The sequence below is a fragment of the Streptomyces sp. NBC_00190 genome (assembly GCF_036203305.1).
Lineage (GTDB): Bacteria > Actinomycetota > Actinomycetes > Streptomycetales > Streptomycetaceae > Streptomyces.
Genome location: NZ_CP108131.1, coordinates 7,845,174 through 7,867,508 on the forward strand (window position 1 = coordinate 7,845,174; position 22,335 = coordinate 7,867,508).

The window sequence follows — 22,335 nt, forward strand, 5'->3', positions numbered from 1 at the left end:
AGACCGTCTGCAGTATCTGTTGCCGTACGATCTCGGCAGTTGAGGGGGAGGGCATGGAAGACGTATTCGATCTGACTGGACGGCCACCGAGCGGCTGGATGCACGCCATCTTCGGCGGAGGGCCCTATGGCGAGGACGTCGGCCGCTGCATCCCCGGCCCGCCGGCGCCTGCGACCATCACGGTTCCGCTTCCAGACAGCGGCGAGTTCGTCTACCGGCTGGTGACGGTCGGCTCATGGTCCGATCCGAACGACCCCATCGCCCTCTACAACGACACCGGCCCGGTGCCACCGCCACCGCTGTCGGAACTGGAGAAGTCCTGGCTCAACCGCCGCGCCGGCCAGTAGCTTCAGCCGTCATGACCGCAGCCAGATGACCAGCGAGGCTGCGGTCACGGTGCCCAGGAAGATGTAGCCGCGCTTGTCGTAACGGGTCGCAACGGCCCGGGAGTTCTTGAGTCTGTTGATGGCCCGTTCGACGGTGTTGCGTTTCTTATACCGCTCCTCGTCGAAGGCCGGTGGCCGTCCGCCTCGCGATCCCTTGCGTAAGCGGGCCGCCCGGCTGTCGGCCTTCTCCGGGATCGTGTGCCGATGCCCCGGCGTCGCAGATATTCGCGGCAGGGGCCGTTGCTGTAGGCCTTGTCCGCCGCGACGCTGTCGGGCTTCTTGCGGGGCCTGCCCGGGCCGAGGCGCGGAACGCGGATCTTCTCCAGCACCGGCACGAACTGGGTGCAGTCTGCCCGCTGTCCTGCGGTGATGAGCAGGGACGCGGGCGGCAGCACCCGTCCGCACTCAGGTGGATCTTGCTGGTGAAGCCGCCACGCGAGCGGCCCAGGCCCTCACCTCCCGCACCACCTCCGCCAGGCGGCCGACCAGGCTCTGCCACGGCGTTTCGTTCTGACGTTCTGGCGCTTCGTCCCCCTTTGAGGCGGCCGACGCGGGCGGCGGGTCGGTTCGGGCGCCAGCCGCATGCTGATGTGCGCGCACGATGGTGGAGTCCACCGCCACGTCCCAGTCGATCTCACCCGCTGCATCGGCTGCGGCCTGAACCTGCTGAAGAAGATGTTCCCAGGTGCCGTCCGCCGACCACTGCCGATGGCGCTCGTAGACCGTCTTCCATGGTCCGAACCGATCTGGCAGGTCCCGCCATTGGATGCCAGTCCGTACCCGGTGCAGGATCCCGTCGATCACCTGCCGGTGATCGCGCCACCGGCCGCACCGACCATTACTCACCGGCAGGAACGGCCGCAGCCGTTCCCACTCCGCATCCGACAGATCACCACGCTCAACCCACCCCATGCCCAGAACGAGCCGATCAACCGACGGTCACATGATCGACCGGACAGCTCCTAGTAGATCCCGTAGCGCAGCCGTCCCAGCGCCGTCATGGGGCGGTCGTGGGCGGCGACGGGGGCCGGGAGGGCGGTGGACCCGGTCAGGTAGCGGTCCACGGAGGCGGCCGCCGCCCGGCCCTCGGCGATGGCCCACACCACCAGCGACTGGCCCCGGCCGGCATCGCCCGCGACGAACACTCCGCGCCCCCGCCCGCCGGAGGCCGCGAAGTCCACGCCGCGGGCGAAATTGCCGCGGTCGTCGAGCTCCAGTCCCAGCTGCTCGCGCAGGCCGCCCGCCCGCTCGGGGCCGGAGAAGCCCAGGGCGAGCAGGACCAGACCGGCCGGGATCACGCGCTCGGTGCCGGTGAGGGGCGTACGGGCCCGGGGCTCGACCGCGGTCAGGTGCAGCGCCCGTACCCGGCCCGCGGAGTCCCCCTCGAAGCGCAGGGTGGCGCTGGCGAACAGCCGCGGGTCGGAGCCCTCGCGCCCGCGGGCCTCTTCGTGGGCGTGGGAGATCCGGTACACCTTCGGGTACACCGGCCACGGCTCGCCGTCGGCCCGGTCGGGGCCGGGTTCCGGATTGATGTCGAGCTGGACCACGGAGAGCGCGCCCTGCCGCAGGGCCGTACCGAGGCAGTCCGAGCCCGTGTCGCCGCCTCCGACGATCACCACGTGCCGGCCCTCGGCGGTGACGGGCGGCACGGCGTAGTCGCCCTCCCGTACCCGGTTGGCGAAGGTCAGGTAGTCCATGGCCTGGTGGATGCCACGCAGGTCGCGCCCCGGGACCGGAAGCTCCCTGCGCTCCTCGGCGCCGACCGCGACGACGACCGCGTCGTACCGGCTGCGCAGCTCGGCCGCGCCGACCGCGCCGGCCACGCCGGGCGCGCCGCCGATGTCCGCGCCCGTCACGAACGTGGTGCCCTCGGCCCGCATCTGCTCGATCCGGCGGTCCAGGTACGCCTTCTCCATCTTGAAGGCCGGGATGCCGTAGCGCAGCAGGCCCCCGATCCGGTCGGCCCGTTCGTGGACGGTGACGCCGTGCCCGGCCCGGGTCAGCTGCTGCGCCGCGGCCAGTCCGGCCGGTCCCGAGCCGATGACGGCCACGGACCTGCCGCTCTGCCGCTCCGGCGGCAGCGGCACCATGTAGCCGCGCCGCAGGCCCTCGTCCGCTATCGCCTGCTCGACGTTCTTGATGGTCACCGGATCCGCGTTGATCGTCAGGACACAGGCGTCCTCGCAGGGGGCCGGGCAGAGCCGGCCGGTGGCCTCGGGGAAGTTGTTGGTCGCGTGCAGCCGCTCGTACGCGGCACGCCAGTCGCCGTGTGCCGCGTACGCGTTCCACTCGGGTATGAGGTTCCCCAGGGGGCAGCCGCTGTGGCAGAACGGGATGCCGCAGTCCATGCAACGGTCCGCCTGCTCCGAGACGAGGGGGAGCAGCGCCTGCCCCGCGTGGACCTCGCGCCAGTCGCCGAGCCGCTCCTCGACGGGCCGGGCCGGGACGGGCTTGCGGGGGATCCTGAGGAAGCCGAACGGATCGGTCACGCGCCGCCTCCCTGGGTCAGCCCGTACCGCATGCGCCATCTGGGCTACATGTGACGTTCTGACCAGATTACGCCGCCCAGGCAAGGGCCCCCAGGGGAGCCGCCACGCGCTCGATCGCCACGCCGCTCCGCGCTCCGTCGGCTACGGACCGTCACCGGTCCGATCCGCCGCCGGTGGTCGACGTCGTTCGAGCTCACTGCTTGCGGGGCTGGGTGAAGCGCAGCAGGTTGCCGGAGGGGTCGCGGAAGGCGCAGTCGCGCACGCCGTACGGTTGGTCGACCGGCTCCTGCAGCACCTCGCCGCCCGCCGTGCTGATGCGCTCGAAGGTGGCGTCGCAGTCTTCGGTCGAGAAGATGACGCCGCGCAGCAGGCCCTTCGCCAGCAGTTCCGCCATGGCCCGCTTGTCGGCGGGTGAGGCGTTCGGGTCCGCGAGGGGCGGTTCGAGGACGATGTTCACATCGGGCTGGGAGGGCGACCCGACGGTCACCCAGCGCATCCCCTCGAACCCGACGTCGTTGCGCACCTCCAGGCCGAGCACGTCCCGGTAGAAGGCGAGCGCCTTGTCGTGGTCGTCGACGGCGATGAAGCACTGCGAAAGCTTGATGTCCATGCGCTCCACGCTAGGGGCGGTGGGCGGCCTTCGCTTCTCCGTTCCTGACCGGTCGCGTGTGGATCTTGGAGATGCAGGCCGGGATGGCGGCGCCCTCGTCATGCGGGCGGGCCCGGTACGCGCTCGGACTCTCGCCGACCAGCTCGGTGAACCGCGAGCTGAACGATCCCAGCGAGGTACAGCCGACGGCGAAGCAGACTTCCGTCACCGTCAGGTCCCCCCGCCGGAGCAGCGCCTTGGCCCGCTCGATGCGGCGCGTCATCAGGTAGCTGTACGGCGTCTCCCCGAAGGCCGCGCGGAAGCTGCGGGAGAAATGGCCCGGCGACATGAGGGCGAAACGCGCCAGCGCCGGAACGTCGAGCGGCTCCGCGTACTCGCGGTCCATCAGGTCACGGGCCCGGCGCAGCCGGACGAGATCCTCAAGATTCACACGACAACCATCCCACAGCGCCGGGCGCCGCCGGTGAAATCGGCCAAGGTTCTGCCCGCCCCGGACGGCGGGCGCACCGGGGATGATGGCCCCGTGCAGATCCGCATCGAGGCCTTCGACCTGCCGGGCCGCACGTGCGCCGCGGGCCCCGGGTTCCCCGGTTATGCCGATGTCCACGTCGCGGTCCAACTCCGGTCACCGCGTGGCGAACTGCTGGGTCCGCAGCCGGGTGACGCCTCGGCCGTCTCCTGGACGCTGGAGTGCGACGTCGCCACCACCCCCACGGGCTTCGACTTCAGGGGGCCTCACCTGGACCCGGCCACCGTCCGCAGCGCCGTACTGTCCGGACTCCTGCTCGCCCCGCTCGGCCTGACCGACGCCAAGGGGCAGCTCCTGTGTGCCGCCGTGAGGCCGCCGCGCGTCGCATGGTCCGCCGGACCCGAACCGGACGCCCCCGTGTCCTGAGCGGTCGACCGCGAGCGCGGTCACGGCCGCGGTCACCACGACGCCGGCTGACGGCGGCGGGGCCGTCGGCCGGCGTCGTGGTGGGAGCGGCAGGTGCGCGCGAGGCGTGTGCCTCAGCCCGCGTCCCGCTCCGCGGCCTCGGCGACGCGCTTGATGTGCGCCAGCCGCCTGTCCCAGTCGGCGGCGAGCGCGGACATCCACCGCGCTGTCGCGTCGAGGGCCGCGGGCCGTACCGCGTACCGCACCTCGCGTCCGACCCGGCTGCCCGAGACCAGCCCGGCGGCGTCGAGGACGGTGAGGTGCTTGACCACGGCCTGGCGCGACACGGGCACGCCTTCGGCGAGCGTCGTCGCGGTGGCCTCGCCCTGCGCGGCGAGCAGGTCGAGCAGCCGGCGGCGTGTCGGGTCGGCCAGCGCCGCGAGGACGCCGTCGACCGCCTCGGCGGCGCCGCGGCGTCCGTCGGTCACGCGGACGGCTGTTCGGCGCGCGTCCGGAGCGCGTCGAGCACCTGGGGCCAGCCGCCGGTGTTGTCCTTCACCGCCTTGTCGCGCAGCGCCTCGGGGCCGGCCAGGGCCGCGAACCCGCTCTCGACGACGCGGAGCCGCGTCTTGTCGCCTTCCGGCGTCAGCGTGAACTCCACGAGCGTGCTGTTGTCCTCGCGCAGTTCCTCCCCGGGGAAGGCGCTGGCCCAGCGGTACGCCAGGTAGGTCTGCGGCTCGACCTTCTCCACACGCACCGGGAAGTTCCCGTACTCGGCGTTCTTCGCCACCAGCGACTCGCCTTCCCTGGCCGTGCTGCCGGTCAGGGTCCCCTGGTCGGCCACCCAGAAGCCGGGCTCGGCCACCAGCGACCAGACCCGGTCCAGGGATGCCGCGATCAGGGTTTCGCGTTCGATCCGGTCCATGCTCATGAGGAGACTCCTTCGCTGTGCCCCATTGAATGCAACTACAGGGTTGCACGTCGGTGCCCCGGGTGCAACCTCAGGGTTGCATCTGGGCCCCGTCGGGCGCCGGCGGCGGAGCAGCCACCCCGCGACGACGGCGGCGCCCGCGAGGGCGTACGCGACGGTGCCGGTGTCCGGGCCCAGTGAGCGCCCGGCGATGTACACGGCGGCGCCGGCCATCGCGACGCCGAACCACTCCCAGCGGCCGTCGAGGGCCACGAGGGCGATCAGCAGCAGCGCGTACCAGGAGTAGCCGGGAGTCATCAGGAGGAAGGCCGTTCCCGTCACCAACAGCGCAGCGCTCCAAGGGCGTTCGGGGTCGCCCCGGCGCCATACGTAGACGGTCACGGCGAGCATCACGGCGGCCACGGCGGGCAGCGCCCAGTCGTCCGGGAGCACCAGCCGCAGCAGTGCGTACCGGCCGTGGGCCCCGGCGTCCTCGTACCCCTCCTCTTCGGCGTACCCGCCCAGGTAGCCGAGGACGGAGGACCGGGACACCAGTACGTACGGCAGGTACAGCAGGCCCACGGTCGCCGCGGCGGGCAGCAGCACGGCGGCCGCGCGCCGCCACGTGCGCACCCCGGCCAGTGCTCCCGGCAGCAGGACGGCGGGCAGCAGCTTCGCCGCGACGGCGAAGCCGAAGAGCACCCCGCCCGCCACCCGACGGCGGCTGACCACCCCGAGGGCGGCGACCGACAGGAGCACCGCGAGGGCGTCGACATGGGCGTTGTTGACGGCCTCCACGGCCACGGCCGGGCACCAGGCCCAGTACGCCGCGTGGCGCGGATCGCCCCGTCGGCGACGCAGGATCAGCAGCAGAACGCCCGTCACCCCGACGGACACGGCCACGCCGCCCACTTGGAGGGCCTTGTGCCGTACGCCGTCGGGGGAGAGGGCGTGGACGAGGAGGAAGTACCCCTCGGCGACCGGGGGATAGATGGTGTGCACCTGCGGGCGGTTGATGCGGGTGCACACTCCCGCCGTGACGGGCGCGAGGTCGGGCCGCCCCGTGCAGGCCGGTCCCTCGGGGAACAGCCAGGCGTCACGCAGCCCCGTGAGCGCAGGATCGGCGGGGGAGTGGTCGTACGGCGAGATCCCGGCGGCCTGGACCCGCCCGTCCCAGGCGTAACGGAACGAGTCGGTGCTCGTCCGGGGCGCGGCGGTCAGCCCGGTGAGGGCGACGGCGGCCGAACCCGCCAGCACCAGCGGGATGACGGCCCGGGCCGGAACCCTGCGCAGGCTCACCACGGCAACGGCGAACAGCGCCCACGATGACGCGTACCACCAGGTCAGACCTATGGGGTCGGCGAAGTAGCCGTCCTTGCGCACCGTCGGGACCAGCACGGCGGTCAGTGCCGTCAGCAGTACGGCCGTGGTGAGAGTGGCGCGGACCGGATGGGCGGGGCGAGGGTGGTTCATGCGGCCCAGATCTCCGCGCCGCGGGAGAACGGCGGGGAAGACCGACGGACCAGCTCCACGAAGGGCCGGCCCGCCGCGCTCCACCGGTGGGCCGGCCGCCAGCCGGTCCGCTCGGCGTACGCGCACAGGGCGTCGACCCCGACCCGGGCCCACTGGAACGGGGAGCCCAGTGCGCCGCGGCCGTCGGCGACGCGCACCTCGCACCGCTCGTCCACATCGGCGACGGCGCATTCGACGATGATCTTCCCGCCGGGGCTCGTCACCTCTCCCATCCGGCGCAGCAGCACGACCGGATCACCGCCGATGCCGATGTTCCCGTCGATCAGCAGCACGCTGCCCCAGCGGCCTTCCCCGGGCAGGGGGTCGAAGACCGAGCGGCACAGCGCCGGTCCGCCCATCCGCTCGGTGCGGGCCACCGCCTCGGGGCTGAGGTCGATGCCCAGCGCCCGGCGCCCACGGGCCGCGAGGGCCGCCACCAGCCGGCCGGGGCCGCAGCCGACGTCGAGTACGGCGCCTCGGCAGCGCCGCAGCACGGACCAGTCGGCCTCGTCCGGAGCCTCGCACCAGCGCTCCACCTCCAGGGGAAGCAGCCAGCCGTCCCCACGCCGCAGGAACAGCGGCCCCTGGCCGGACCGGAGCGCGTCGTTGTAGGGATCCGCCCGCCAGGCGGTCGGCGCGGTCACGAACGCACCTCGATGGTGGAAGCAAGCTCGGCGTGGAGCGTCGCGAACCGTCCGGCCGGCGCCTCGGCGGCCACCCGCAGCGCGTCCTCGGCGGTGTCCACATCGCACAGCTCCGGCAAGTGCCCGATCCGCAGCCCGGCCGCGCGCAGCCGCTCGTACTGCGCGGAACCCGTGTACGGCTGGGACATCGGCACCCCGCGCAGCAGGGCCGGGTCGGGCTCGGCCAGGCCGAGCGCCCAGAAGCCGCCGTCGGTGGCGGGGCCGAACCAGGCGTCGTACGCGTCCCAGGCGAGGGCGGGCGCGAGGAGGGCGGGGGACACCTGGGGCGTGTCCATGCCGAGGAGGAGTGCCGGGCCCGTACACGAGGCGAAGGCGGCGGCGAGCCGCTCGTCCAGGCCGCCCGCGCACTGCGGCAGTACCTCGAAGCCCGGCGGGAGCCACGGGCCGGGCCGCCCGTCCAGTACGAGTACGCGCCGCGCGGCGGGTACCGCGGCCACGGCGGACAGGGTGTCGGCCAGGGCGGCCGCCGCCAGCGCTGCCGCCTGGCGCGGTGTGAACGGCGGGGTCAACCGGGTCTTGACCCGGCCCGGAACGGGCTCCTTGGCGATGACGAGCAAGGTGGTCGAGGGCGCGGTCGTGGATGTGGATGTGGTCGTGGGAGGGGTCACCGGACACCGTCCGCGGCCGGCTTGCGAGGGGCTTCCGCCAGTACGCGCCGCATGTCGTGCACGGCCTGCCAGGTGCCCCGCCAGGTGCCGGTCACCTTGGACTTCCCGGACCGGGGGAGGTACGGGACGTCCACTTCGCGCACCCGCCAGCCCGCGTCGGCGGCCCGGACGACCATCTGGAGCGGATATCCGCTGCGCCGGTCGGTCAGGTCGAGCCCGAGCAGGGCCTCGCGGCGGGCGGCCCGCATCGGCCCGAGGTCCCGCAGGCGCAGTCCGGTGCGCCGGCGCAGCATGTGGGACAGGGCGAGGTTTCCGGCCCGGGCGTGCGCGGGCCAGGCGCCCCGCCCCTGGGGGCGGCGCCGCCCGAGGACCAGATCCGCCTCACCGTCCGACACCGCCCGGACGAAACCGGCGAGGAGGCCGGGGTCGAGCGAGGCGTCGCAGTCGCAGAAGCAGACCACGTCGGCCTCGGCGGCCAGCAGCCCGGCGTGGCAGGCGGCGCCGAAGCCGCGGCGGGTCTCCTCGACCACGGTCGCGCCGAGCTCGCGGGCGAGGGCGGCGGAGCCGTCGGTGGATCCGTTGTCCACGACGAGCGGCCGCCAGCCGGACGGGATGCGGGCGAGGACCCAGGGCAGGGCCTCGGCCTCGTTCAGACAGGGGAGTACAACATCTACGGTCACGTGACTCACCGTAGGAATCCGCGCGGCACAAAAGGGCTTTCCACTCCTTACGAAACGCGGACGTCACCCTCACCGGCCCTCTGGCTCCGCTGCCGGCGCCGGGCTGATGCGACCCTGGACCCATGAGCCATACCGAACCGTGCCCCCATGTCCTGGTGGTCGAAGACGACCCGACGGTCGCGGAAGTCGTCTCCGGCTACCTCGCACGGGCCGGCTGCACCGTCGAGCACGCACCCGACGGCCCCGACGCCCTGCGCCGTGCCGCCGCCCGGTGGCCGGACCTGGTGCTCCTCGACCTGATGCTGCCCGGTCTCGACGGCCTGGAGGTGTGCCGGCGGCTGCGGGCGACAGCTCCGGTTCCCGTGATCATGCTGACGGCGCTCGGCGACGAGGACGACCGGATCGCGGGCCTGGAGCTCGGGGCCGACGACTACGTCACCAAACCCTTCAGCCCGAGGGAACTCGTCCTGCGGGTCGAATCCGTCCTGCGCCGCAGCCTCGGCAGCCGGCGGCAGGACCCCGCCCCGTCCCGGCAGGTCCTCCGGGCGGGCGACGTGGTGCTCGACCCCGCGACCCGGCGCGCGGCCAAGCAGGGGCGCGAACTGGCTTTGACGCTCAGGGAGTTCGACCTCCTCGCCCACTTCCTGTCGCACCCTGGACGGGCACACGGACGCGAGGAACTGATGCGCGAGGTGTGGGGCTGGGACTTCGGCGACCTGTCCACGGTCACCGTTCACGTGCGCCGACTCCGGGCGAAGATCGAGGACGACCCCGCCCAGCCCCGGCTGATCCAGACCGTATGGGGCGTCGGATACCGCTTCGAGACCGGGGAAAAGGAGACCGTGTCGTGAAGGACGTCCTGCTCATCGCCCTCTTCGCGCTCGGCGGCGCGGGCGGCGCGGGGCTCGTCGGTGCGCTCGCCCTGCGCCTGGTCCGCCACCGTTCGGTCGCGGTGTCCCTCTTCGTGGTCGCCGCGGTCACGGTCACCGCGATGCTGGCCGGCACGCTGGCCGTCGCCGAGGCGATGTTCCTGTCCCGGCACGACCTGTGGGTGGTCACCGTGGTCGTGGCCGTGGCTGCCGTCGTCGCACTGGCCACCGCCATGCTGCTCGGCCGCTGGGTCGTCGCCCGCAGCCGCGAACTGGCCGTCGCCGCCCGCGACTTCGGTGACGGTGGCCGGTTCGCGGCCCCCCGGACCGGAGCCACCGCCGAACTGGCCGCGCTCTCCCGGGAACTGGCCGCGACCAGCGCCAAGCTCGACGCGTCCCGGAAGCGGGAGCAGGCCCTGGAGGCCTCACGGCGCGAGCTCGTCGCCTGGATCTCGCACGACCTCCGGACCCCGCTCGCCGGACTGCGGGCGATGGCCGAGGCCCTGGAGGACGGCGTGGCCGCCGACCCCGCCCGCTACCACCGGCAGATCCGCACGGAGGTCGACCGGCTCAACTCCATGGTCACCGACCTCTTCGAACTCTCCCGCATCCACGCCGGAGCGCTCAGCCTCAACCCCAGCCGGATCTCGCTCTACGACCTCGTGGACGACGCCCTCTCCGGGGCCGATCCGCTCGCCCGGGAACACGGCGTGCGGCTGGTGGGGGAAGGGGTGGCCGCCGTACCGGTTGACGTCGACGGCAAGGAGATGGCCCGGGTCATCGCCAACCTCCTGGTCAACGCAATCCGCCACACGCCGGCCGACGGCACCGTCGCCGTCACGGCGGAGGGCCGGGCGGACGGGGTCGTCCTGTCCGTGACCGACGGCTGCGGCGGCATTCCGGAGGAGGATCTCGCGCGGGTCTTCGACACCGGCTGGCGCGGCAGCGAGGCCCGTACACCGCCCGCCGGGGCGGGACTGGGTCTGGCGATCGTCCGCGGCATCGTCGAGGCGCACGCCGGCCGGACCCACGTACGCAACGTCCCGGGCGGCTGCCGCTTCGAGGTCACCCTCCCGGTGGCGGCACCCGCCTGAGCTGTTCCGCCCGACCGGCTCCGACGCCGCCGGAGCCGGTCACGAGGCTCGCCTCCGGGGCGAAGGGCGAAGGGCGAGGGGCGAGCGGCGAGGGGCGTCAGCGGACGGCGCCCGCCGAGGCGCGCTGCCCGGCCAGAGCGAACTCGGTCATCCCCTCCGCGAAGCCGACCGCCGGGCGCCACCCCAGCTCACGGCGCAGCCGGCCGGAGTCTGCCGTGATGTGCCGGACGTCGCCGAGGCGGAACTCGCCCGTGACGACGGGAGCGGGCCCCCCGTGCGCCGAGGCCAGCGCCGCTGCCATCTCCCCGACCGTGTGCGGTTCCCCGCTTCCCGTGTTGTACGCGGTCAGGGTGCCCGCGGGCCCTGCACCGGCGGCCTCCAAGGCCACCACGTTCGCCGCGGCCACGTCCCCGACATGGACGAAGTCCCGCCGCTGCGCGCCGTCCTCGAAGACCTGCGGAGCCTCGCCCCGGGCCAGCGAGGAGCGGAAGAACGACGCGACCCCGGCGTACGGGGTGTCGCGCGGCATGCCCGGCCCGTACACGTTGTGGTACCGCAGGGCCACCGCCCGGCCGTCCACGCACCGGGCCCAGGCCGCGGCCAGGTGCTCCTGCGCGAGCTTCGTCGTGGCGTACACGTTGCGCGGATCCGCCGGCGCGTCCTCGCCGACCAGGCCCGGTGCGAGCTCGGCTCCGCAGCTGGGGCAGCGGGGTTCGAACCGGCCGGCCGTCAGATCCGCCGCTTGCCTGGGCCCGGGCCGCACCACCCCGTGGCGCGGGCACTCGTACCGGCCCTCCCCGTACACCACCATCGACCCGGCCAGGACGAGCTGGTGGACTCCGGCCGCGGCCATCTCCGCCAGCAGCACCGCCGTCCCGAGGTCGTTGGCGCCGACGTAGGCCGGGGCGTCCGCGAAGTCCTTGCCGAGCCCGACCATGGCCGCCTGGTGGCACACGGCGTCCACCCCGCGCAGCGCGGCCCGCACGGCGTCCGCGTCCCGTACGTCCGCCCGGAGGAACTCGGCGTCCGGCAGGGGCGGTTTCTCGGGATGGGCGGCGGGCAGCAGGGCATCGAGGACGAGGGGGTCGTGCCCCCGGCCCTTCAGGGCGGTGACGATGTGGGAGCCGATGAACCCGGCTCCTCCTGTGACGAGTACGCGCATGCCGCGGACGTTACGCAGTCCGCGTCGACCGAGGGGTCTCCCACGCGGCCCGTAAGACTTCCGTCATGCGGTCGCGCCGGAGGTCACTTGGTCGGGAGCGTGCGGGCGAATTCCGTCGCCGCCGTGATCCAGTGGCGCAGGACCTCGTCCTCTGCCAGAGCCGGTCCGCCGACCGTCACCCAGCCCCGCATCGGACGGCCGGTGAAATCCATGGGGCGGGCCTCCGGCCGGGCGAGGGCCTGGGCGGTGCGGTCCGGACCCACGCGGGCGATGAGCTCGTCACCGACCACCCCCACCGTCATGTTTCCGTGCAGCAGGAAGGCGAGGCCGCCGAACATCCGCTTCTCGGTGAGTGCCGCAGGCCCCTCGCCCAGCTGTTCCCGGATCCGCTGGGCGAGTCCCTCGTCGAACGTCATGGACCCACTCTTCTACGCCGCGCGGTCGCACGCGCGCCGCAGGCCCTCGTCCGTGTGCGGCCGGCTTCAGGCCGAGGTCAGAGCCGCCGCGCCGAAGGAGACGTCGAAGCGGTCGCACCAGATGGTGACGCTGGTGTAGTCGGCCAGGTTCACATCGGCCGGGATCTCGTAGTTCTGGTCGCCCTTGTTGCCCTTGAGCTTGCCCAGGCTCACGTACTTGCCGTCGTCGAACACCCGCCAGCCGGCCGTGCCCTCCTTCACCGGCGCATCGGTCAGCCATACCCGTAGGTCGGGACCATTGCTGGTGTCGAGGTTCTCCAGGCGCAGAGTGCGGGAGCCGTCGGGCAGCCGGATCAGTTTCACCGTCCCGGTGGTGGCGTGCTCGTGGCTGATCAGGGTGCCCTCGGCGATGACCTGCGGGCCGGACGGTGCCGGTCCGGAGGATCGCGGCGCCGCGGTGGCGGTGGCGGTCGGCAAGGTCTCCTTGACCGTCTGGTCCTGCCACAGCTTCCACGGCTGGAACCAGTAGAGCCCGGCGCCGAGCACCACCACCGCGATCAGTGCCCCGGCCCGTATCCGTCCCCGCCGCTTCGCCTGTGTCGCTGTCACCGTCATAGCCTCTTCCTCGCCGGTCTGTCCGTATACCACCTGCATTCAATGCGGCGAGGGATCCGGGCACCATATCCGCCCTGGTGACGAAGTTCTTACGGCTGCGGTCCGGACCGCAGCCGTCAGCGTTCCGACAGCTCCGACGGGGCCTCCTGGACCACCCAGCCGTTGCCGTCCGGGTCCTGGAAGGACATGAACGAGTTCCAGGTCCCGCCCTTGCCGTCCATCCAGCCCGACGCGCCGACGTGGCGGACCGGGGAGACGTCCACGCCCCGCTCGACCAGCTCCGCGCGTGCCGCCTCGATGTCCGTGACACAGAGTTGAAGGCCTTGCAGCGCGCCCGGCGCCATCGCTTTCGTACCGGGCGCCGGGGGCAACCCGCGTTCCATCGCGATCGAACACCGCGAGCCGGGCGGAGTCATCTGGATGACGCGCACACCGGGGGAGACCTCGGCGTCGACGTCCACCGTGAAGCCGAGCCAGCCGGCATAGAACTCCTTCGCCCGGTCCAGGTCGGTGACGGGGACCAGCACGACTTCGAGCGTCCACTTCATGGAAAGCCTCCTCAGAAACGCCGGGGGACCACCGTCGCGCACGACGGGCGCCGCCGCCCCCATCGAAACGCCCCCTTCGGGCCGCTGATCGGACGCCCGGCCGACGGGGCGACCGACGCGGACGACAGTGGCCGTGAGGAGTTGGGGCCGGATGGAGCAGGCGGAGGGCGGTGGTGCCGGTGCGACCGGATGCTGGTCCCGGAACCCGGCGTCCGGCGTCCGGTCAGGTCCGGCCGCCCGGACCGCTCCTGAGGGGGTATCAACGTGCCCGTACAGCACCCCGAACGCTCCGTCGCCGCCCCCGCCCGGCCGCCGGCCCCATTCCGGGTCGGAGCCCGGCGGGCGGCCATCGCCGTCGTGGCCGCGGCCACGACGGCCGGGGTTCTTGTCCGTCAGCAGCCAGGTGACGGGTGACCCGGCGCTGCTGGCCCGTCTGCGGTCGGCCGAGGAGCAGGCCGCGCTCAGTCGACCTGCAGTTCGCCCATCCGGCTCCAGCCGGTGGCGCCCTCGATGGTGGTGCTGACGATGTCGGGCGTACGGGTGACCAGGGGGCGCATGGTTTCCAGGGCGGTGCGGAAGTGCTCAGAGGTGACGTGCGCCTCCGCCGCCCCGTCCTGGAACGCCTCGACCAGGACGTAGGTGTCGGGCTCCTCCAGGCTGCGCGACCACTCGAACCACAGATTGCCGGGCTCGGCGCGGGTGGCGCGGGTGAACTCCGCGACCTTGTCGGGCCACTGCTCCACGTATTCGGGCTTGACGGCGAATTTCACCACGATGAAGATCATTCGAGCAGTGTAGGCATGAATGGTGTGGCTTGCGTCGTGGCGGCGGCTGTCCCATAGTCCAAGGTATGGACGCGCGCGAGATGGCGCTGCGACAGGCGTACGGCCATGCCGTGCGCTGGCTGGCGAGCCTGTCCGACCGCAGGGTTCCCGCCCGCGCTTCGGTCGAGGAGATCGTGCGTGAGCTCGGCGGCGAACTGCCCGACGGTCCCAGCGCACCCCCCGATGTCGTCGACCTGCTGGCCACGGCCTGTGAGCCGGGGCTCACCGCGTTTCCCAGCGGCCGCTTCTACGGATTCGTGGTCGGCGGCACCGAACCCGCCGCGCTGGCCGCGGACTGGCTGGTCAGCGCCTGGGACCAGAACTGCGTGATGCGCGCCGCCTCGCCCGCGTACGCGGCGGCGGAAGAGGTCGCCGGCGCGTGGTTGCTCGATCTGCTCGACCTGCCGGGCGACAGCGCCGTCGGCTTCGCCACGGGTGCCACGATGGCGAACTTCACCTGCCTCGCCGCCGGACGCGACGCGGCGCTGCGACGCACCGGCTGGAACGTCGCCCGCGACGGACTGGCACGTGGGCCGGACGTACACGTCATCGCCGGCGAGGACCGCCACATGGCCGTCGACCTGGCGCTGCGCTACCTGGGGCTCGGCGAGCCCGAACTGGTGCAAGCGGACGATCAAGGACGCGTCGAGCCCGAGGCCCTGCGCCGCGCCCTGGCCGCCGGCGGGCAGCGCCCCACGATCGTGATCCTCCAGGCCGGAGACATCCACTCCGGAGCCTTCGATCCCTTCGCCGAGGCGATCAGGGCGGCCCGCGAGGCGGACGCGTGGGTGCACATCGACGGCGCCTTCGGTCTGTGGGCGGCCGCTTCCCCGACGTACGCGCACCTGACGGCGGGCTGCCGAGACGCCGACTCCTGGGCGACGGACGCCCACAAGACGCTGAACGTCCCCTACGACTGCGGCCTCGCCATCGTGCGCGATCCGTCCGCGCTCCGGGCGGCGATGGGCCAGCGCGGCGACTACCTCATCCAGCACGAACACGGCGACCCGGTCGACAAGGTCCCCGAGCTCTCCCGGCGCGGCCGGGCCTTCACCGTGTGGGCCGCACTCAGGTCCCTCGGCCGATCAGGTGTGGCCGACCTCGTCGACCGTCTGTGCCGGCACGCCTCCGCGTTCGCCACCGGCATCGCCGGGATCGACGGCGCGACGGTCCTCAACGACGTGGTGTTCACCCAGGTTTGCGCCGAGTTCGGCAACGACGAACGCACGGAACGCGTACTCGCCCGGCTGCTGGACGACGGCACGGCGTGGATCAGCGGATCCACCTGGCACGGTCGGCGCGTCATGCGCATCTCGGTGAGCAACTGGTCGACGACCGACGACGACGTGGCGCGCGCACTCGACGCGATCAGGCGCGCATCCCTCCGCGCCTGAGGCCGAGGCCGTCAGTCGTGGATGCGGGCGTTGCCGAGCTGGCTGACGGCGGCCGGGTCCCAGTGGTCGAAGAACAGCGAGCGGCCGGTGTCCAGGGCGGCGATGGACGCCATCTGACCGTCGGTGAGTTCGAAGTCGAAGACGTCGATGTTCTCCGCCATGCGCTCGGCGCGGACCGACTTGGAGAGGACGACGACCTGCCGCTGGACGAGCCAGCGGAGCACGACCTGCGCCACCGACTTGCCGTGCCGGGCACCGATCTCACCGAGGACGGGGTGGGAGAAGAGGTTGTTCCTGCCCTCGGCGAACGGCCCCCAGGACTCGATCTGGACGCGGCGCCCGCGCATCAGGTCCTGGTCGGCGGTGCGCTGGAAGAACGGGTGGGTCTCGATCTGGTTGACCGCGGGCGTGACCTCGTTGTGGTCGATGAGGTCGACGAGCCGGTCGGGGTAGAAGTTGGAGACACCGATCGCCTTGGCGCGGCCCTCGCGGTTCAGCCCCTCCATGGCGCGCCAGGAGCCGTAGACGTCGCCGTAGGGCTGGTGGATCAGGTACAGGTCGAGGTAGTCGAGACCGAGCTTGCGCAGCGACGTGTCGAAGGCGCGGCGGGTGTTCTCCTCGCCGGCGTCCTGGATCCACACCTTGGTGGTGATGAACAGCTCCTCGCGGGGGATGCCGCTGCTTTTGACGGCGCGGCCGACGGCCTCCTCGTTTCCGTACGCGGCGGCGGTGTCGAGGAGCCGGTAGCCGGCGGCCAGGGCGTGGGTGACGGCCTGCTCGGTCTGCCCCGGCGGGATCTGGTAGACGCCGAATCCGAGGACGGGCATCCGGACACCGTTGTTCAGGGTGACGGTCTGCATGGAGTCTCCTTCGCCGTGGCGCGCGAGGTCAGTGGTCCGTGTTCCGTCCAGCATGATCCGGGCCCGCACCCGTCGGGCCCTACGACACATCCCCGGGATGTGTCGAGACGGTTCCCGACGCGGTGAGGGTCGCGCGGAGCAAGCCCAGGAAGGCCGTTGCGGCCGGGCTTGCCGGTCCGTCCGTCCGCCAGGCCAGCGCCACGCGGCCGCGTAGCCGGGGGTGGGTGATCTCCAGGGTGCGCACCCCGAAGGCTGATGCCTCGTGGGCCTGGAGCGCCGGCACCACCGCCACGCCGAGCCCGCGGGCGGCGAGCTGCGCGAGGAACAGGGGCGCGGCCGCTTCGAAGGCGATACGGGGCTGGAACCCGGCCCGCGCGCAAGCGCGCTCGAGTACGCCGCGGGTGCCTGTGCCGCGCGGCAGGCTGATCAGCGGGCGGTCGCGGAGCTCGGCCAACGGAATGCCCGTGCGGCCCGTGTGCGTGAGGCCGGGGTCGTCCGGGGCGACGGCGGCGACCAGGGGTTCGTCGATCAGGACCTGGAGCGAGATGCCCGGTGGGGGTTCCTCGTCCGCGAGTCCGACCACCGCGACATCGAGCTCGCCGCGATGCAGCGCGGCGAGCATCCGCTCGGACGTGTTCTCGGTCAGGGTGACCTCGACCTGGGGGTGGTCGCGGTGGAAGCCGGCCAGGAAGGAAGCCAGGTCGAACGTGTGGGCGGCGGCTCCCGAGAGGAAGCCGATCGTGACGTGGCCACGCAGCAGCCCCGTGAACTCGTCCACGGTCTGCCGTACCGCTTCGACCGCGCTCAGGGCGGCCCGCGCGTACGGCAGTACGGCCAAGCCCACCTCGGTCAGGGTCACCGACCGGCCGGAACGGTCCAACAGCGGTTGCCCGAGCTCCCTTTCGAGCTGCCGTACCTGGGCGCTCACGCCCGGCTGCGCCAGGTGCAGGCGGGCGGCGGCACGGGTGAAGTTGGCTTCCTCCGCCACCGTGACGAAATACCGCAACTGCCTGATGTCCATAACTGATCATGCTAGCTGCGAGACGTGCAAACTCTTGGACCTGTGGCAGGGGTTGCCGGGATCCTTGACGACATGGAGAACACGACCTACCGGAGATCAGCGGCGGACACCAGAGCGGCGATAGCGGCCGAGCGCCGGGAACTGGCTGCCGTGCTCGACGGATTGCCGGCGCAGGACTGGGACGCTCCGACCCTGTGCGGGGGATGGCGGGTACGGGAGGTCGCGGCGCACATGACGATGGGGTTCCGGTACTCCCTCTCCACCACGGTGCGGGAACTCCTCAGAGCACGGGGCAACCTCCACCGGATGACAGATCGATGCGCCCGCAAGGACGCGGCCGCCCATACGACGCGCGAGCTCGCCGCGTTCCTCGGTGACAACGCGGACCATCCCTGGAAGCCGCCGGTCGGCGGGATCGAGGCGGCCCTGGGCCACGATGTGATCCACGGCCTGGACATCACGGTCGCCCTGGGCCTCGACCGCCGGGTTCCCGAGGACCGCGTGCGCATCCTCTTGAGGAGCGTCAACGCCAGGACCTTGAAGTTCTTCGGAGCCGACCTCAAGGGAATCGAACTCCGTGCCACCGATCTCGACTGGACATTCGGCTCCGGAGAGCCGCTGGCCGGCGCCGCACAGGACCTCCTCCTGCTCGCATACGGCCGAAAGCTGCCGCCGGGACGCCTGCACGGCGAACCGCGCGATCGCTTCGTGGCCACGCCGGGCTGATACGCGGGTCCGGGCCTTCGGCGGCGATCCGGCCCGCGTCACGGTCTTCGGCCAGTCGGCGGGCGCCGGATAGGTGGCCGCGCTGCTGGCGATGCCGCGTGCGGCCGGACTCTTCGGCCGCGCCGTCGCGCAGAGCGTCCAGGGCACGTTCTTCTCGCCGGAGCTCGCCTCCGACATCGCCGCCGCCTGCGCCGCCGAGCTGGGGCGCAAGCCCACGGTGGCCGGCCTGTCCACGGTGGCCCCCGCCCGGCTGTCCACCGCCGGTGATGCGGTCGGCGCCGCGATGGGCCGGCGGGCGGAACGCTGGGGGCAGGCCGCGCACAGGTCGATCCCGTTCTCACCGGTCGTCGACGGTGACGCCCTGCCGGTCACCCCGTGGCGGGCCCTGGCCGACGGCGCCGGCCGGGACGTCGAACTCCTCGTCGGCCACACCCGCGACGAACAGCGGCTGCTCACCGCGCTCGACGGCCTGCGCGGGCAGGTGACACCGCAGCAGGCGGCGAGCGCCCTGGACGTCTTCAGGCGCTGTCCGCCCGCATGCGTGCCGCGTGGACGGCGTTCGCCGCTCACGGCGACCCCGGCTGGCCCGCGTACGATTCCGGACGACGCCTCGTGCAGGTCTTCGACGCCCGAGCGGCTGTCACCGCCTATCCGGAGGAGACCTCCCGCCTGATCTGGCGGAACCACACCATCCCCGTGCTGCCGCTGACCGGCCGGTAGCGTCGGCCCGCCTGACGGGTGGTGTCCGGCCGGTTCGAGGGCCGGGACACCACCCGTGAGGTCAGGAGATGGTGACGAACTGGGCGATGCTCGGTACCCCCTGGGCGTCGAGGGCGAAGAGCATGTAGTTCCCCGGCAGGACCACTCCGGTGTCGGCCGGTACGGTCACCGTGTACGCGCCCGTTCCCGTGGCCGTGGACACGAGGGGGATCCGGCGCTGGTCGTTGTCCGTGGAGTGGGTGGCGGCCGCGGCCCGCATGAGGACGAAGGACGCCACCGGGCTCTGGGTGCTCACCGTGAGGGACGCTCCGGGGGCGGTCCGGGAGGGCACGCCCCCGGTGATGACGGGACGCGGCTTCGGCGAGCCGTCCGCGTTGAGCAGGTACGGCGGCGTGAAGACGGCCCCGTCCGGGTGGTTGGTCGCGCAGTCACCGCACAGGCCCCCGCCGCCGGAGAAGACCCGCCCGTCCGGCAACAGGTTGGCCACGCTGTGGTAGTTGCGCGGAATGGCCATGGTGGCGAGCGGTGTGAAGCTGCCGGTCGACGGGTCCCACAACTCGGGGGTCAGGACCGAGGTCGCGTCGCTGAACGGCACCGGATAGGACTGCCCGCCGAAGACGGCCACCTTGCCGTCGGGCAGGACGACGCTGTTGCTGAAACCGCGGGCGTGCTCCATGTCGCCCGTACGGGCGGCCTGGACCTGGCTGCCCGAGACGTTCACCGTGTAGGCACGACGGGTGGCGGGGGTCTTCTCGTAGGCGGGCGAGCCGCCCAGTGTGAGGAGCTTGCCGATGTCGTAGGCGACGGCGTTGCCGGTCATGGCGTCCCCGCTGTCGGCCCGGGGGCCTGCGGGGGTGATGCTGCCCGTGCCGCTGGTCGTGATCCAGTTCATCTGCTTGCTCGGACCCAGTTGCAGTACTTTGCCGCCCGAAGTGGCGTGGAGCCACATGTGGTTGTCGGCCCGGTAGGGTCCGGCCGGGTCGGCCGTCAGCGCCGGGGTGGCGGAGACGCCCGGGAGCTTGCGCCAGGTACGGGTGTCCGGCGACCACACCTCGCCGACCTTGTCGCCCGCGGGCCCGCTCCAGGATCCGCCCAGGACGAAGGCCTCACCGGTGGAGAGAAGGGTCATGGCCTGGTAGCCGCGGGCGATGTTCATGCTCGTGGTGGCGGACCATTCGTCGGTGGCCGGGTCGTAGATGCTGGCCTTTTCCGCGTTGCTGCCGCCGGTGACCAGCACCCGGCCGTCGGCCAGCATCGCGATGCCCGGACAGAACATGTCGTGGCCGGTGTTGTCGATACGCCGCTGGGTCACCTTGCCCGTCTTCAGGTCCAGGATCGCGGTCTGGGTGTAGCCGTTGCTGCCGCCGAAGCGGTCGACCGCGTAGGCGGACCACGCCAGCAGCTTGTCGCCCGGCAGGGCGGCGGTGGCCACGGGCACCAGGGGGAAGCCGGTGATCCGGTCCCAGGCCCCGTGGACGGCCGGGCTGGCCGGTCCGCTCAGGCGTATCTCACCGGCAGAGGTCCACGGACCGCGGCCGCCGGCCTCGGTGGTCACGGTCAGACGTACGAAGCGCGCGCTCTCGGCCCGGGTGAAGGTGGCGGTCTTGACCGTGTCGTCGTCCCGCCAGGTGCCGGCGGCGACCGGCGCGCCGAAGGCGGTGCCGTCGGTGCTGGTGGTGATGGTGTACGCGCCCGCCCGGCCGTTGGCTCCGCCCACGCGGGGGTGGTAGACGAGTGCGGAGACGGGTGTCATGCGGTGCATGTCTATGGTGATGCTGTGCGGCAGGGGGGTGGGTGTGCCCGTCCATTTGCTGTGCCAGATGGTGTTGGTGTTGCCGTCGAGCACGTTGGCCGCGCGGCCGTCCTCGCTACTGGTCTCCTCGTCGCTGGCCGTGGCCGTCCATCCGGTCCGGGACAGGTCGACGGTGGCTTCCGGGGTGCCGGGGTCGCCCAGCAGGTTGATCTCGGCGGCGGAGGTCCAGGGCCCGCGCCCGCCCGCCTCGGTGAGGGCCGTCAGCCGTACGAACCGAGCCCCCTGCGGGGCGAACCCGAGCGTCTTGGCGGTGCCGTCGTCCGCGAGCGTGCCGGAAGCGACCGGGCTCGCCCAGCTCCGTCCGTCCGCGCTGAGACTGATGCTGTACTCACCGACGCGCCCGTTGGCCCCGTCGGCACGGGGGCGGTAGACGAGCGCGGAGACGAGTGTCGTGCGTTGCATGTCTATGGTGATGTTGTGCGGCAGGGGGGTGGGTGTGCCCGTCCATTTGCTGTGCCAGATGGTGTTGGTGTTGCCGTCGAGCACGTTGGCCGCGCGGCCGTTCTCACCCCCGGTCTCCTCGTCGCTCGCCGTGGCCGTCCATCCGGTCCGGTCGAGAACGGGAGCCGCGGGTTCCATGGCGTTCGCAGGGGCGATGCCGTGGTGCGGTGACTGCGTCGCCGGCTGCTGCTCGAAGGGCACGGGTGCGGTTCGGGGGGCCGGGACGCGGCCGGCCACTGCCGGGCTCGCGATCCCGAGCCACGGGATCGCGCCGATCAGCAGCGCGCCTATGCCGAAGGCGATGAGCAGGTGGGAACGGCGTATCAGGCGGGTTGAGGCGAGGAAGCGCCTGGACTGCAATCTGACCTCCTGGGGCGAGCTGGTATGCCCCGTAGAACATAGGTCAGAGCGGTAGTAACTCGCCCATAATACGGGAGAGTTGGCGCAAAACGGCATGGTCGCCAGCGGATCCCCGGCCGCCCGGGGGCGTCGGCCGTGAGACTCTCGCCTAACATGCCCAACAACCCGTCAGACGAAGGAAACCCCGTGAGCCAGCCCATCGGCGACCGCCGTTCCCCAGCGCTCGCGCCGGCGCTCGAATCGATGACGCTGCTGGTCGCGGCGGTCATCGTGCACGACAGGGCCACCCACCGGGTCGTGCTCCTCCAGCGCGGCGAGAACGCCAAGTTCGGCCAAGGGCTGTGGGACCTCCCCGTGGGCAAGAGCGAGCCGGGCGAGCCGATCACGCGAACCGCGGTGCGCGAGCTGTACGAGGAGACCGGGCTCGTGGTGAAGCCGGAGTCCCTCACCGTCGCCCACATCATCCACGCCGCGTGGGGCGTCGAATCCCCCAACGGCTTCCTCACCGTCGTCTTCGCCACCCACGAATGGACGGGCGAACCCGAGAACCGCGAACCCGGCAAGCATTCCCAGGTCCGCTGGAGCGACGCCGAGGCCATCCCCGAGGCCTTCGTCCCCTCCACGAACAGGGCCCTCCGCGCGTACCTGGACGGCACGGTTCAAGTGGCCCTTCACGGCTGGAGCTAGGGCCTCCCAGCG

General features: G+C 72.4%; 26 protein-coding genes and 1 pseudogene. 8 read left to right on the forward strand and 19 right to left on the reverse strand.

What is annotated here, in order from left to right; translation table 11 throughout:
- Positions 1-53 precede the first annotated feature (53 nt).
- Entirely contained in the window at positions 54-347 is a 294-nt protein-coding gene (locus tag OG429_RS36320) for a hypothetical protein (protein WP_257552399.1), read from the forward strand.
- 44 nt (positions 348-391) lie between these two features.
- Here the strand turns inward: OG429_RS36320 and OG429_RS41595 are convergent, their stop codons facing one another.
- From OG429_RS41595 to OG429_RS36340, 5 genes are all read right to left on the reverse strand, one after another.
- Complete coding sequence (locus OG429_RS41595; protein ID WP_405922249.1) at positions 392-781, reverse strand: transposase; 390 nt, start codon at positions 779-781, stop codon at positions 392-394.
- Between the two features lie 10 nt (positions 782-791).
- Complete coding sequence (locus OG429_RS41600; protein WP_405676839.1) at positions 792-1,298, reverse strand: IS5 family transposase; 507 nt, start codon at positions 1,296-1,298, stop codon at positions 792-794.
- Positions 1,299-1,348: 50 nt separating this feature from the next.
- A complete protein-coding gene (locus tag OG429_RS36330; RefSeq protein WP_328929506.1) occupies positions 1,349-2,875 on the reverse strand; it encodes a glutamate synthase subunit beta in 1,527 nt (508 codons plus the stop codon).
- A gap of 193 nt (positions 2,876-3,068) precedes the next feature.
- Entirely contained in the window at positions 3,069-3,485 is a 417-nt protein-coding gene (locus tag OG429_RS36335; RefSeq protein ID WP_328929507.1) for a VOC family protein, read from the reverse strand.
- A 10-nt stretch (positions 3,486-3,495) separates the two neighbouring features.
- Positions 3,496-3,915 carry a helix-turn-helix transcriptional regulator gene (locus OG429_RS36340; protein WP_328929508.1) on the reverse strand — a complete coding sequence of 140 codons (420 nt, stop codon included), beginning with the start codon at positions 3,913-3,915 and terminating at the stop codon, positions 3,496-3,498.
- A gap of 93 nt (positions 3,916-4,008) precedes the next feature.
- Between OG429_RS36340 and OG429_RS36345 the strand changes: the two genes are divergently transcribed.
- Positions 4,009-4,380, forward strand: coding sequence for a DUF5990 family protein (locus OG429_RS36345; protein ID WP_328929509.1), 372 nt, complete (start codon positions 4,009-4,011; stop codon positions 4,378-4,380).
- Between the two features lie 113 nt (positions 4,381-4,493).
- Here the strand turns inward: OG429_RS36345 and OG429_RS36350 are convergent, their stop codons facing one another.
- The 6 genes and pseudogenes from OG429_RS36350 to OG429_RS36370 form a co-directional block, all read right to left on the reverse strand.
- Positions 4,494-4,847, reverse strand: a complete 354-nt coding sequence (locus OG429_RS36350; protein WP_328929510.1) for an ArsR/SmtB family transcription factor — start codon at positions 4,845-4,847, stop codon at positions 4,494-4,496.
- Complete coding sequence (locus OG429_RS41605; RefSeq protein WP_405681296.1) at positions 4,844-5,290, reverse strand: SRPBCC domain-containing protein; 447 nt, start codon at positions 5,288-5,290, stop codon at positions 4,844-4,846. Before OG429_RS41605 ends, OG429_RS36350 begins: the two co-directional genes overlap by 4 nt.
- A 348-nt stretch (positions 5,291-5,638) precedes the next feature.
- A pseudogene (locus OG429_RS41610) lies at positions 5,639-6,742 on the reverse strand (glycosyltransferase 87 family protein); the annotation flags it as partial.
- On the reverse strand, positions 6,739-7,425 hold the full coding sequence (locus tag OG429_RS36360) for a methyltransferase domain-containing protein (protein WP_328929512.1): 687 nt from the start codon (positions 7,423-7,425) through the stop codon (positions 6,739-6,741). The pseudogene OG429_RS41610 and the gene OG429_RS36360, both read right to left, overlap by 4 nt.
- Positions 7,422-8,093 carry a TIGR04282 family arsenosugar biosynthesis glycosyltransferase gene (locus tag OG429_RS36365; protein WP_328929513.1) on the reverse strand — a complete coding sequence of 224 codons (672 nt, stop codon included), beginning with the start codon at positions 8,091-8,093 and terminating at the stop codon, positions 7,422-7,424. Before OG429_RS36365 ends, OG429_RS36360 begins: the two co-directional genes overlap by 4 nt.
- Positions 8,090-8,773 (reverse strand): glycosyltransferase family 2 protein, encoded by a 684-nt coding sequence (locus tag OG429_RS36370; RefSeq protein ID WP_328929514.1) that lies wholly within the window; start codon positions 8,771-8,773, stop codon positions 8,090-8,092. The genes OG429_RS36365 and OG429_RS36370 overlap by 4 nt, the downstream gene beginning before the upstream one ends.
- Positions 8,774-8,895: 122 nt before the next feature.
- Here OG429_RS36370 and OG429_RS36375 point away from each other — a divergent pair, with 122 nt between their 5' ends.
- Both OG429_RS36375 and OG429_RS36380 read left to right on the forward strand, forming a co-directional pair.
- Positions 8,896-9,624, forward strand: a complete 729-nt coding sequence (locus tag OG429_RS36375; protein ID WP_328929515.1) for a response regulator transcription factor — start codon at positions 8,896-8,898, stop codon at positions 9,622-9,624.
- On the forward strand, positions 9,621-10,736 hold the full coding sequence (locus tag OG429_RS36380) for a sensor histidine kinase (protein ID WP_328929516.1): 1,116 nt from the start codon (positions 9,621-9,623) through the stop codon (positions 10,734-10,736). The genes OG429_RS36375 and OG429_RS36380 overlap by 4 nt, the downstream gene beginning before the upstream one ends.
- Before the next feature lie 97 nt (positions 10,737-10,833).
- Here the strand turns inward: OG429_RS36380 and OG429_RS36385 are convergent, their stop codons facing one another.
- From OG429_RS36385 to OG429_RS36405, 5 genes are all read right to left on the reverse strand, one after another.
- On the reverse strand, positions 10,834-11,898 hold the full coding sequence (locus OG429_RS36385) for an NAD-dependent epimerase/dehydratase family protein (protein ID WP_328929517.1): 1,065 nt from the start codon (positions 11,896-11,898) through the stop codon (positions 10,834-10,836).
- 83 nt (positions 11,899-11,981) lie between these two features.
- Positions 11,982-12,314 carry a TfoX/Sxy family protein gene (locus tag OG429_RS36390; protein ID WP_328929518.1) on the reverse strand — a complete coding sequence of 111 codons (333 nt, stop codon included), beginning with the start codon at positions 12,312-12,314 and terminating at the stop codon, positions 11,982-11,984.
- A 66-nt stretch (positions 12,315-12,380) separates the two neighbouring features.
- Entirely contained in the window at positions 12,381-12,929 is a 549-nt protein-coding gene (locus OG429_RS36395) for a DM13 domain-containing protein (protein ID WP_405676833.1), read from the reverse strand.
- 116 nt (positions 12,930-13,045) lie between these two features.
- Positions 13,046-13,477 (reverse strand): VOC family protein, encoded by a 432-nt coding sequence (locus OG429_RS36400; RefSeq protein WP_328929520.1) that lies wholly within the window; start codon positions 13,475-13,477, stop codon positions 13,046-13,048.
- A gap of 461 nt (positions 13,478-13,938) precedes the next feature.
- Positions 13,939-14,262: a putative quinol monooxygenase gene (locus tag OG429_RS36405; protein WP_328929521.1), complete on the reverse strand. Its 324-nt coding sequence runs from the start codon at positions 14,260-14,262 to the stop codon at positions 13,939-13,941.
- 65 nt (positions 14,263-14,327) lie between these two features.
- Between OG429_RS36405 and OG429_RS36410 the strand changes: the two genes are divergently transcribed.
- The gene (locus OG429_RS36410) at positions 14,328-15,695 is read left to right on the forward strand and encodes a pyridoxal phosphate-dependent decarboxylase family protein (RefSeq protein ID WP_328929522.1); all 1,368 of its coding nucleotides are present in this window, start codon (positions 14,328-14,330) and stop codon (positions 15,693-15,695) included.
- Between the two features lie 11 nt (positions 15,696-15,706).
- Here OG429_RS36410 and OG429_RS36415 read toward each other — a convergent pair whose 3' ends face one another.
- Both OG429_RS36415 and OG429_RS36420 read right to left on the reverse strand, forming a co-directional pair.
- Entirely contained in the window at positions 15,707-16,555 is an 849-nt protein-coding gene (locus tag OG429_RS36415) for an aldo/keto reductase (RefSeq protein WP_328929523.1), read from the reverse strand.
- Positions 16,556-16,634: 79 nt separating this feature from the next.
- On the reverse strand, positions 16,635-17,576 hold the full coding sequence (locus OG429_RS36420) for a LysR family transcriptional regulator (protein WP_328929524.1): 942 nt from the start codon (positions 17,574-17,576) through the stop codon (positions 16,635-16,637).
- Between the two features lie 72 nt (positions 17,577-17,648).
- Here OG429_RS36420 and OG429_RS36425 point away from each other — a divergent pair, with 72 nt between their 5' ends.
- Together OG429_RS36425 and OG429_RS36430 are read left to right on the forward strand one after the other, a co-directional pair.
- The gene (locus tag OG429_RS36425; protein ID WP_328929525.1) at positions 17,649-18,302 is read left to right on the forward strand and encodes a maleylpyruvate isomerase family mycothiol-dependent enzyme; all 654 of its coding nucleotides are present in this window, start codon (positions 17,649-17,651) and stop codon (positions 18,300-18,302) included.
- Positions 18,303-18,375: 73 nt separating this feature from the next.
- Entirely contained in the window at positions 18,376-18,975 is a 600-nt protein-coding gene (locus tag OG429_RS36430; RefSeq protein ID WP_443051295.1) for a carboxylesterase family protein, read from the forward strand.
- A 108-nt stretch (positions 18,976-19,083) separates the two neighbouring features.
- Here OG429_RS36430 and OG429_RS36435 read toward each other — a convergent pair whose 3' ends face one another.
- Complete coding sequence (locus OG429_RS36435) at positions 19,084-21,636, reverse strand: discoidin domain-containing protein (protein ID WP_328929526.1); 2,553 nt, start codon at positions 21,634-21,636, stop codon at positions 19,084-19,086.
- A gap of 153 nt (positions 21,637-21,789) precedes the next feature.
- On the opposite strand from OG429_RS36435, the gene OG429_RS36440 reads away from it, so the two are divergent.
- Complete coding sequence (locus tag OG429_RS36440; RefSeq protein ID WP_328929527.1) at positions 21,790-22,323, forward strand: NUDIX domain-containing protein; 534 nt, start codon at positions 21,790-21,792, stop codon at positions 22,321-22,323.
- Positions 22,324-22,335 lie beyond the last annotated feature (12 nt).

Excerpts from the sequence above, each read along its gene's own strand:
- OG429_RS36415 (WP_328929523.1), bottom strand. The coding sequence starts at position 16,555 with ATGCAGACCGTCACCCTGAACAACGGTGTCCGGATGCCCGTCCTCGGA.
- OG429_RS36320 (WP_257552399.1), top strand. The coding sequence starts at position 54 with ATGGAAGACGTATTCGATCTGACTGGACGGCCACCGAGCGGCTGGATG.
- OG429_RS36410 (WP_328929522.1), top strand. The coding sequence starts at position 14,328 with ATGGACGCGCGCGAGATGGCGCTGCGACAGGCGTACGGCCATGCCGTG.
- OG429_RS36395 (WP_405676833.1), bottom strand. The coding sequence starts at position 12,929 with ATGACGGTGACAGCGACACAGGCGAAGCGGCGGGGACGGATACGGGCC.
- OG429_RS36400 (WP_328929520.1), bottom strand. The coding sequence starts at position 13,477 with ATGAAGTGGACGCTCGAAGTCGTGCTGGTCCCCGTCACCGACCTGGAC.
- OG429_RS36425 (WP_328929525.1), top strand. The coding sequence starts at position 17,649 with ATGGAGAACACGACCTACCGGAGATCAGCGGCGGACACCAGAGCGGCG.
- OG429_RS41600 (WP_405676839.1), bottom strand. The coding sequence starts at position 1,298 with ATGGGGTGGGTTGAGCGTGGTGATCTGTCGGATGCGGAGTGGGAACGG.
- OG429_RS36440 (WP_328929527.1), top strand. The coding sequence starts at position 21,790 with ATGCCCAACAACCCGTCAGACGAAGGAAACCCCGTGAGCCAGCCCATC.
- OG429_RS36420 (WP_328929524.1), bottom strand. The coding sequence starts at position 17,576 with ATGGACATCAGGCAGTTGCGGTATTTCGTCACGGTGGCGGAGGAAGCC.
- OG429_RS41605 (WP_405681296.1), bottom strand. The coding sequence starts at position 5,290 with ATGAGCATGGACCGGATCGAACGCGAAACCCTGATCGCGGCATCCCTG.
- OG429_RS36385 (WP_328929517.1), bottom strand. The coding sequence starts at position 11,898 with ATGCGCGTACTCGTCACAGGAGGAGCCGGGTTCATCGGCTCCCACATC.
- OG429_RS36335 (WP_328929507.1), bottom strand. The coding sequence starts at position 3,485 with ATGGACATCAAGCTTTCGCAGTGCTTCATCGCCGTCGACGACCACGAC.
- OG429_RS36390 (WP_328929518.1), bottom strand. The coding sequence starts at position 12,314 with ATGACGTTCGACGAGGGACTCGCCCAGCGGATCCGGGAACAGCTGGGC.
- OG429_RS36405 (WP_328929521.1), bottom strand. The coding sequence starts at position 14,262 with ATGATCTTCATCGTGGTGAAATTCGCCGTCAAGCCCGAATACGTGGAG.
- OG429_RS36375 (WP_328929515.1), top strand. The coding sequence starts at position 8,896 with ATGAGCCATACCGAACCGTGCCCCCATGTCCTGGTGGTCGAAGACGAC.